At 69.2% G+C, this 9,815-nt stretch carries 3 protein-coding genes, 1 tRNA gene and 1 rRNA gene; 1 reads left to right on the plus strand and 4 read right to left on the minus strand.

The window, feature by feature from the left end:
• Window positions 1–220 precede the first annotated feature (220 nt).
• Window positions 221–5,722: a HAMP domain-containing protein gene (locus tag ACWC2B_RS28740; protein ID WP_450721580.1), complete on the minus strand. Its 5,502-nt coding sequence runs from the start codon at window positions 5,720–5,722 to the stop codon at window positions 221–223.
• Window positions 5,723–6,027: 305 nt separating this feature from the next.
• On the opposite strand from ACWC2B_RS28740, the gene ACWC2B_RS28745 reads away from it, so the two are divergent.
• A complete protein-coding gene (locus ACWC2B_RS28745; protein ID WP_450721582.1) occupies window positions 6,028–8,730 on the plus strand; it encodes a SpoIIE family protein phosphatase in 2,703 nt (900 codons plus the stop codon).
• 56 nt (window positions 8,731–8,786) lie between these two features.
• On the opposite strand, the gene ACWC2B_RS28750 is transcribed toward ACWC2B_RS28745, so the two are convergent.
• From ACWC2B_RS28750 to rrf, 3 genes are all read right to left on the minus strand, one after another.
• Window positions 8,787–8,859: transfer RNA gene (locus ACWC2B_RS28750), tRNA-Thr, on the minus strand.
• An 89-nt stretch (window positions 8,860–8,948) separates the two neighbouring features.
• Complete coding sequence (locus ACWC2B_RS28755; protein WP_450721584.1) at window positions 8,949–9,626, minus strand: DegT/DnrJ/EryC1/StrS family aminotransferase; 678 nt, start codon at window positions 9,624–9,626, stop codon at window positions 8,949–8,951.
• Window positions 9,627–9,724: 98 nt separating this feature from the next.
• Window positions 9,725–9,815 (minus strand): 5S ribosomal RNA (rrf, locus tag ACWC2B_RS28760); the annotation flags it as partial.

Raw genomic sequence — 9,815 nt, forward strand, 5'->3', positions numbered from 1 at the left:
TGCACCGGGCGCCGCCCCAGGGGACGACTCCCTTGCGTCGCCCGTCCTTGTGCCGGTCATGGTAGCCGCACCCCGCCTGTCGCCACACCCTGTCACCGCGATGTCACTGTGCACGTAGCAGAAACGCAGTGGGAGACCAGAAGGTTCCCCGAATACCGCCGCCTCACACGCCTTCGGCCACAGTCAGTCAGCAACGCCCGGGGATTCGTACAGCGGACGATCACTTCCCCCGCATCCACTGCTCCATCACAGAGAGCAGATGGTCCGGGTCGACCGGCTTGGTCACGTAATCGGAAGCACCGGACTCGATGGCCTTCTCACGGTCCCCCTTCATCGCCTTCGCGGTCAGCGCGACGATCGGCAGTCCGGCGAACTGCGGCATCCGGCGAATCGCCGAGGTCGTCGCATAGCCGTCCATCTCGGGCATCATGATGTCCATCAGGACGACCGCGGTGTCCTCGTGCTGTTCGAGGACCTCGATGCCCTCCCGCCCGTTCTCCGCGTACAGCACCGAAAGCCCGTGCTGCTCAAGGACGCTGGTGAGCGCGAAGACGTTGCGTACGTCGTCGTCGACGATCAGGACCTTCTCGCCGGCGAAGTGGAACGTCCGCGCGGGGGCCCGCTCCGGCTCGGTCGCCTCCCAGCTCTCGCCGGTGCCGACGGACTGCCCGGTCATCGCGGACTCCCTCTGACCGTCCGCGCCGAGCGCCTTGCGGCGCCTCCGGAAGAGCCCGGCCGTGCCCGGCTGGGAGACTCCCGGCCCGGACTGCGGCCCGCCGTTGTGCTGCGCGAGCTCCGGGCGTGCGGCCTCGATGGCGAGCCCCGCCGCGCCCTCCATGCCGCCGGGAGCGAGCTGCGGATAGCCCTGCGGGGGCAACTCGCTCAGCTGCAGCGGGAGATAGAGGGTGAAGGTGGAGCCGCGGCCCGGCTCGCTCGCCGCGTGGATCTCGCCGCCGAGCAGCCGCGCGATCTCGCGGCTGATGGACAGGCCGAGGCCGGTGCCGCCGTACTTGCGGCTGGTCGTGCCGTCCGCCTGCTTGAACGCCTCGAAGATGACCCGCATCTTGCTGGCCGCGATCCCGATACCGGTGTCGGTGACCGAGAACGCGATCAGGTCGGCGTCGGGGTCGCGCAGCGAGCCCGCCTCCAGGAGCTGCTCCCGGATGGCGTGCGGGACGTCGGAGCCGGCCGGGCGGATGACAAGCTCGACGGCGCCGCTGTCGGTGAACTTCACCGCGTTCGACAGCAGGTTGCGCAGCACCTGCAACAGCCTCTGCTCGTCGGTGTGGAGCGTCGCGGGCAGCTCGGGCGAGACCCGTACCGAGAAGTCGAGGCCCTTCTCCGCGGTGAGCGGCCGGAACGTCGCCTCCACGTAGTCGACCAGCTGGACCAGCGCGATCCGGGTCGGCGAGACGTCCATCTTGCCCGCCTCGACCTTGGAGAGGTCGAGGATGTCGTTGATCAGCTGGAGCAGGTCGGAGCCCGCCCCGTGGATCGTCTCGGCGAACTCGACCTGCTTCGGCGAGAGGTTGCCCTCCGCGTTGTCGGCGAGCAACTTGGCCAGAATGAGCAGGGAGTTGAGCGGCGTACGCAGCTCGTGCGACATGTTCGCGAGGAACTCGGACTTGTAGCGCATGGAGACGGCCAGCTGCTCGGCGCGCTCCTCCAGGACCTGCCGGGCCTCCTCGATCTCGGTGTTCTTCACCTCGATGTCGCGGTTCTGCTGGGCGAGCAGCTCGGCCTTCTCCTCCAGCTCGGCGTTGGAGGCCTGAAGGGCCCGCTGACGGTTCTCCAACTCGGCCGAACGCTCGCGCAGTTGCTCGGTGAGCTCCTGCGACTGCTTGAGCAGCACCTCCGTCTTGGAGTTCACCGAGATGGTGTTGACGCTGGTCGCGATCATCTCGGCGATCTGGTTGAGGAAGTCCTTCTGGATGTGCGTGAACGGCTGGAACGACGCCAGCTCGATCACGCCGAGGACCTTCCCCTCGAAGAGCACCGGCAGCACGATCACGTGCGCGGGCGGCGCCTCTCCGAGCCCGGAGGAGATCTTGAGATAGCCCGGTGGCACGTTCTCCACCAGGATCGTCCGCTTCTCCTCGGCGGCCGTGCCGATCAGCGTCTCACCGGGCCGGAAGGAGGTCGGCATGGACCCGGAGGAGTACCCGTAACTCCCGCGCATCCGCAGCTCGTACGAGCCGTCACCCTCCCCGCTGACCTCCGGGGTGCCGCCCGTCGGCATGGCCAGGAAGAACGCGCCGTGCTGCGCGGAGACGACCGGCGTCAGCTCGGTCATGATCAGCGAGGCCACGTCGTCGAGGTCGCGGCGGCCCTGCATCAGACCGGAGATGCGGGCCAGGTTGCCCTTGAGCCAGTCCTGCTCCTTGTTCGCGACGGTGGTGTCGCGCAGGTTGGCGATCATCGTGTTGATGTTGTCCTGGAGGGCCTGGATCTCGCCCGCCGCGTCCACGTCGATCTTCAGGTTGAGGTCGCCGCGGGTCACCGCGGTCGCGACGGCCGCGATCGCGCGGACCTGCCGGGTCAGGTTCCCGGCCATCTCGTTCACCGATTCGGTGAGGTCGCGCCACGTTCCGTCGACGTCGCGCACCCGGGCGTGACCGCCCAACTGACCCTCGGTACCCACCTCGCGGGCGACCCGGGTGACCTCCTGGCCGAACGAGGACAGCTGGTCGACCATCGTGTTGATGGTGTTCTTCAGCTCCTGGATCTCGCCGCGCGCATCGATGTCGATCTTCTTGGTGAGGTCGCCCTGGGCGATGGCGGTGGTGACGGTGGCGATCTGCCGCACCTGACCGGTGAGGTTGTCGGCCATGGAGTTCACCGACTCGGTGAGGTCCTTCCACGTCCCCGAGACGCCGGGCACCCGGGCCTGGCCGCCCAGGATGCCGTCCGTGCCCACCTCACGGGCCACCTTGGTGACCTGCTCGGCGAACGAGGACAGCGTCGTCACCATGGTGTTGACGGTGTCGGCGAGTTCGGCGACCTCGCCGCGCGCCTCGACCGTCACCTTCTTGGTGAGGTCTCCGTTGGCGACCGCCGCCGAGACCCGGGAGATGTTGCGCACCTGGGTCGTCAGGTTCGCGGCCATCAGGTTGACGTTGTCGCTGAGGTCCTTCCAGATGCCGGTGACCCCGCGCACCCGGGCTTGACCACCCAGAATGCCCTCGGTGCCCACCTCGCGGGCGACGCGGGTGACCTCGTCGGCGAAGTTGGACAGCTGGTCGACCATCGTGTTGACGGTGGTCACCAGCTCCAGGATCTCACCCTTGGAGTCGACGGTGATCTTCTTGGAGAGGTCGCCCTCGGCGACCGCCGTCGTCACCTCGGCGATGTTGCGCACCTGTGAAGTCAGGTTGTTCGCCATGAAGTTGACGGACTGCGTGAGGTCCTTCCAGGTGCCGGAGACGCCCTGCACCTCGGCCTGGCCGCCCAGGATGCCCTCGGTGCCCACCTCACGGGCCACCCTGGTGACCTGCTCGGCGAAGTTGGACAGCTGGTCGACCATCGTGTTGAGGGTGTTCTTCAGCTCCAGGATCTCGCCGCGGGCGTCCACGTCGATCTTCTGCGACAGGTCACCCCGGGCGACCGCCGTGGCGACCTGGGCGATGTTGCGCACCTGGGCCGTGAGGTTGCCGGCCATGCCGTTCACGGAGTCGGTCAGGTCGCGCCACACCCCGGCCACGCCCGGCACCTGTGCCTGCCCGCCGAGCCGGCCGTCGGTGCCGACCTCTCGGGCGACCCGGGTGACCTGCTCGGCGAACGCGGAGAGCTGGTCGACCATCGTGTTGATGGTGTTCTTCAGCTCCAGCATCTCGCCGCGGGCGTCCACGTCGATCTTCTGCGACAGGTCACCCCGCGCCACCGCCGTCGTCACCTGGGCGATCTGACGCACCTGTGAAGTCAGGTTTCCCGCCATGAAGTTGACGGAGTCGGTGAGTTCCTTCCAGGTGCCCGAGACGCCGTCGACGCGCGCCTGGCCGCCGAGGCGGCCCTCGGTGCCCACGTCCCGCGCCATCCGCGTGACCTGGTCGGCGAACGACGACAGCTGCGCCACCATCGTGTTGACGGTGTTCTTCAACTCCAGCATCTCGCCCGCGACATCGACGGTGACCTTCTGCGACAGGTCGCCGTTGGCGACCGCCGTCGTCACCTGCGCGATGTCCCGCACCTGACCGGTGAGGTTACGGAACGCGGTGTTGACGGAATCCGTCAGGTCCTTCCACGTCCCCGCCGCCCCGGGCACTTCCGCCTGCCCGCCGAGCCGGCCCTCGATGCCGACCTCACGCGCGACCCGGGTCACCTCGGAGCCGAACGACTGGAGCTGGTCCACCATCGTGTTGACGGTGTTCTTCAACTCCAGCATCTCGCCGGCGACATCGACGGTGACCTTCTGCGTCATGTCACCACTGGCGACCGCCGTCGTCACCTGCGCGATGTCCCGCACCTGGGTCGTCAGGTTGCGGAACACGGTGTTGACGGAATCCGTCAGGTCCTTCCACGTCCCCGCCGCCCCGGGCACCTGCGCCTGCCCGCCGAGGAGCCCTTCCGCGCCGACCTCGTTGGCGACGCGGGTGACCTCGTCCGCGAACGTACGCAGCGTCTCGGTCATCTGGTTGATGGTCTCGGCGAGCTGCGCGACCTCGCCCCGTGCGTTGACCGTGACCTTCTGCGACAGGTCGCCGCTCGCCACGGCCGTGGTCACCTGGGCGATGCCGCGCACCTGGGCGGTCAGGTTCGTCGCCATCACGTTGACGGAGTCGGTGAGGTCCTTCCACACCCCGGCCACGCCCGGCACCTGCGCCTGTCCGCCGAGCTCGCCCTCGGTGCCCACCTCCCGGGCGACGCGGGTCACCTCCGAAGAGAAGGAGGACAGCTGGTCGACCATCGTGTTGACGGTGTTCTTCAGCTGGAGCATCTCGCCGGCCACATGCACGGTGACCTTGCGCGACAGATCACCCTTGGCAACGGCGGTGGTGACGAGAGCAATGTCACGCACCTGTGCCGTCAGCCGGTACGCCATCGTATTGACGGAATCCGTCAGATCCTTCCAGGAACCGGACATACCGCGCACCTGGGCCTGACCGCCGAGCTTGCCCTCCGTACCGACCTCAAGAGCGACCCGTGTCACTTCATCGGTGAAGGCCGACAGCTGGTCGACCAGGTTGTTGACGGTCCGCCCGACCTTGAGGAACTCCCCGCGCAACGGCCGCTCGGCGCCGTCACTGCCGTGTGAACGCAGGTCCATGCGCTGTTCCAGATCGCCCTCGGCCACCGCCGAGAGCACCCGCCCGACCTCCGAGACCGGCCGCGCGAGATCGTCCACCAGCGCGTTGGAGGCGTCGATCGCGGCCGCCCAGGAGCCCTCGCAGGCTCCGTTCTCCAGCCGCTCGGTCAGCTTTCCCTCGCGGCCGACCATCCTGCGCACCCGGGCGATCTCGCCGGTCAGGTGCAGATTGCGGTCCGCGACCTCGTTGAAGACGGCCGCGATCTCCGTCATCACCCCGTCACCGGACACCGTCAGGCGTTTGCGGAAATTCCCGTCCCGCATCGACGCGAGGGCCGCGAGCAGCCGCTGCAGCGCCGCCGTGTCCACCTCGGTCGTGCCGTTGCTCCCACGCTGCTTGGAACTCCGGGCCTGTTGAGTCCGGGGCTGATCGTCTTTCGCGCGCGTGCTTACGCCCCGCGCCGCTGCGCCAGACTCCACCGTGTCCCTCCCGCAAGGGTTGACCGCACTGCCCGGGCTGTCTCCGGAAGCATGCCCAGTGTTTCACCATGGCCGAACCAGGCCATAACAGTTCGGCAGCTTCGCATATCCGTCCCCGCCCACGGAGGGCGGAAACACTGGTGACCGGCATCCGCTCGGACAGCGAAGGTAAGTAACCTGGCTTCCGGCTGTCCAACCGCCCCGGTCCGCCCGGCATGGGGGCGGTTTATACCCTTCTGCTCGGTAAAGCTTGGGGGAGGGCGGCACAAAGGACGACCACGGGACACCGGAGGGGGCGGGCCGACATGGGACTGTTGATTCCCGGAGAGCACGTTCCGGAGCCCCGGCAAGGAAATCCGGGCGACGAGACGCGTACGAGGAGTTCTGTGATCACCGCGCGGGCGGCAGCCAGCTTCGACCCTGTCGGGCGGTCGGTCGCGACCGCCCGCGCCTTCGTCCGGGACACCCTCCAGGGGTGGGGTTACGCAGACGTCGTGGACGACGCCGTCGTCCTGACCAGCGAGCTCGTCACCAACGCGGTGGTCCACGCCGGCACCAAGGCGGACGTCCTGTGCCTGCGCTCCGACGACGGCGTACGCGTCGAAGTGGCCGACCGCTATCCCGAACGTGAGGTTCCGCTCCTCGGCTGCCCCGCCGACATCGCCGGACCCGACCGCGAGAACGGCCGCGGCCTGCTGCTCTGCGCCGCCCTCGCCTCCCGCTGGGGCGTCGAGTACACGCCAACCAGAAAAAACGTCTGGTTCCAGCTCGACCTCCCCAACCGCCCCGTCGGCACCCGCTCCGCCGGCCCGGCCCTACCGACCGCGCTGCTCCCCGTCACCGACGGCAGAGTCCGCGTCGCGGTCGTCCAGATCGACCGCTCCGGCGCTGTCCGCGCCTGGAACGAGGACGCCGAGGAACTCTTCGGCTACCCCTCCGAGCAGGTCACCGGCAAGGCGCTGACCGACTTCGCGGCCTGGCCGCACACCCCCGGCACCTCCACCGGCATCGTCGAGGCCCTCCAGCTCTCGCGCTGGGAAGGCACGTACGGGATAAGGGGAGCCGACGGCCGCGTCGTCCCGGTGTACGCCTCGCACCTCAGGGTCCGCGACACCGAGGGCGAGCCGTCCACGGTCTGCCTGCTCGTGCGCGACGACGAGCGGGCGGTCCTGCAGTCCCCCGTACGCCAGCCCGCCACCGATCCGGCCACGCTGGGCGAGAACCGCAACGTCGACCCGTTCGAGGTCTTCATCGGCTCCCCCGCCCCCGACGACCTCGACGGCCTGCTCCAGCGCACCGTGGAGCGCGCCCGGGACATGCTGGACGGCGACTCCGCCTTCCTGCTGCTGGCCACCGACGACGAGACCGAACTGGAAGTACGGGCCACCACCGGCCTCCCCTCGGCCCGCCAGCGCTTCGCGCGGGTCCCCGTCGAGGCCGGCACCGGACGGTACGGCTCGGCGCGCATGCCCGCCGTCCACGAGGATCTCGCGGCGGTGCCCGGCGCCGTACCGCTGCTCGAAAGCACCGGCATGCGCTCGGTCGTCACCGTCCCGCTCAAGGTCGAGGGCCGCCTCACCGGCTCGCTCGGCGTCGCCGCCGAATCCCCCGGCCGCTACTCCAACGAGGAGGCCCTGCGCCTCCAGTTCGCCGCCGACCGCATCGCGCTCGCCGTCGAATCGGCCCGCCTGGGCGAGCTGGAACGCCTGCGAAGAGGCTCGTTGAGCTTCCTCGTAGAGGCCTCCGACCTGCTCGCCGGCACCCTGGACCGCGACCAGACGCTGGCCCTCATGGCCCAGATGACCGTCCCCACCCTGGCCACCTGGTGCGCCGTCTACACGATCGCCGACCAGGCCTCGGACCCGTACCTCTCCTACGTGCTCCACGAGGACGAGGAGCGCATCGACGGCCTCAAGGCCCTCCTTTCCAAGATCAACCCGCCGGAGCCGGTGCCCACCCCCGGCGCCCGCGTCTGGACCGCCCCCGGCGAAGCCGCCCACCAGGCCGCGCTCCGCGTCTCGATGCGCGACCTCAACCGTTCCGGCAGCCCCCACACGGGCGGCGGCCTCGGCACCACCTTGTCGACGGCGGCCGCGGTCGGCGGCGAGACCGTCGTACTCCCGCTCGTCGCCCGCAATCGCGTCATCGGCATGCTGACACTCGGCAAACCGTCGGACGACCATTTCCGTCAGGAGATCCTCGAACTCGCCGAGGACCTCTCGCGCCGGGCCGCCCTCGCCCTCGACAACGCGCGCCTGTACTCCGAGCGCATGGCCATCAGCCGCTCCCTCCAGCGCTCCCTGCTGCCGCCGGGCCTTCCGCAGATCCCGGGCGTCGAGGTCGAGGTGATCTACCGTGCGGCCGGCGAGGGCAACGAGGTCGGCGGCGACTTCTACGACCTCTTCCCGATCCGGGACGGCGCGTACGGCTTCGCCATCGGCGACGTCTGCGGTACGGGCCCGGAGGCCGCCGCGGTCACCGGCCTCGCCCGGCACGCCCTGCGCCTGCTCGCCCGCGAGGGCTTCGGCGGCCCCGCAGTGCTGGAGCGCCTGAACGCGGCGATCCTCGACGAGGGCGCCCGCAGCCGCTTCCTGACGCTCCTCTACGGGGAGTTGTGGCCCCAGGAAGACGGCAGCGCCATCCTGAAGATCGTCTGCGCCGGCCACCCGCTCCCGCTGCGCCTGCGCCAGAACGGCACGGTCGAACCGGCCGCCGACCCGCAGCCCCTGCTCGGCGTGATGGAGGACCTGGAGCTGTACGAGCAGACGATCACCCTCGACCCGGGCGACGTCCTGCTGTGCGTGACCGACGGCATCACCGAGCGCCGCGAGGGCACCCGCATGCTCGGCGACGACGGCCTCACGGATGTCCTCGCCTCGTGCACGGGCCTGACGGCGGGCGCGGTCGCGGCACGCGTGCTGCGAGCGGTCGAGCGCTTCGCCGCCGAACCTGCCTCCGACGACATGGCGATCCTGTCCATGCGCATCCCGGAGCAGGCCAAGCGGTAACCGCGAGAGGGTACGCGAAAGGCCCCGCCCAATGGGCGGGGCCTTTCGGATTACCGAGCCCCCATGCGGAATCGAACCGCAGACCTTCTCCTTACCATGGAGACGCTCTACCGACTGAGCTATAGGGGCCTGTTGTTGTTTCAGGGTTTCCCCCTCACCAACGAGATAAAGCATACCCCGAATCAGACGGTGTTCCGAACCACGGTCACCGGTTCCGGCTATGCGGGTTGCAGCAGCCCGCCGAGCGCGTTGCAGGCGGACACCAACCGCCGCAATTCCGCCTCGGAAAGCCCGTCGAGCGAAGGCAGCGCGAGCGTCTCGTCCGCAGCCCGCTCGGTCTCACCAAGCACCCACCCGTCCCGCCGGAACTCCCGCATCCTGTGTACGGGAATGGGCACGGGCACCTCGCACTGGACCCCGCGCCGCCGCAACAGCCGCGCGAACGCGTCCCGGTCGGGCCTCCCGTTGCCGGGCACCCGCACGACGTACCGCTGATAGCGGTGCCCCTCGGCAGGCGCGGGTGTCTCCACACCGACGAGCCGTCGGCTCAAATACCGGGCCCGCTCCCGCCGTTGGGCCACATCCCCGCCAAGGCCGGCGCGCTCCTCCTCCTCAAGGACCAACACCCCGCGCCCGGAGGCGAGTTGAGCAAACCCGGCGGCATCGACCGGATGCCCGAAGCGGTGTACGAGGATGACAGCGGCGGTCCTGACCGTGACGACCTGGTGGACGGCCTGCGGGGCCAGGCAGTAGGTGAGCGGATCGATGTCGGCGAACACAGGCACCGCCCCGGCGGCGACGACGGCCCGGGCCAACTCGCCGCTGTCGTAGGCCGGCACGATCACCTCGTCACCGGTCGCGACACCGGCAGACTTGAGCTCTCCTGTCATCCTCATGACAGCGGATCGTCCTCTTGCCACATGAACGCGAGGTAAGCGGGCACAAAAAAACGCTGGCCCCCGAACCGAAGTTCAGGGACCAGCGTTGAAGATTTGTTCGGCGGCGTCCTACTCTCCCACAGGGTCCCCCCTGCAGTACCATCGGCGCTGAAAGGCTTAGCTTCCGGGTTCGGAATGTAACCGGGC

The organism is Streptomyces sp. NPDC001415 (assembly GCF_053597395.1).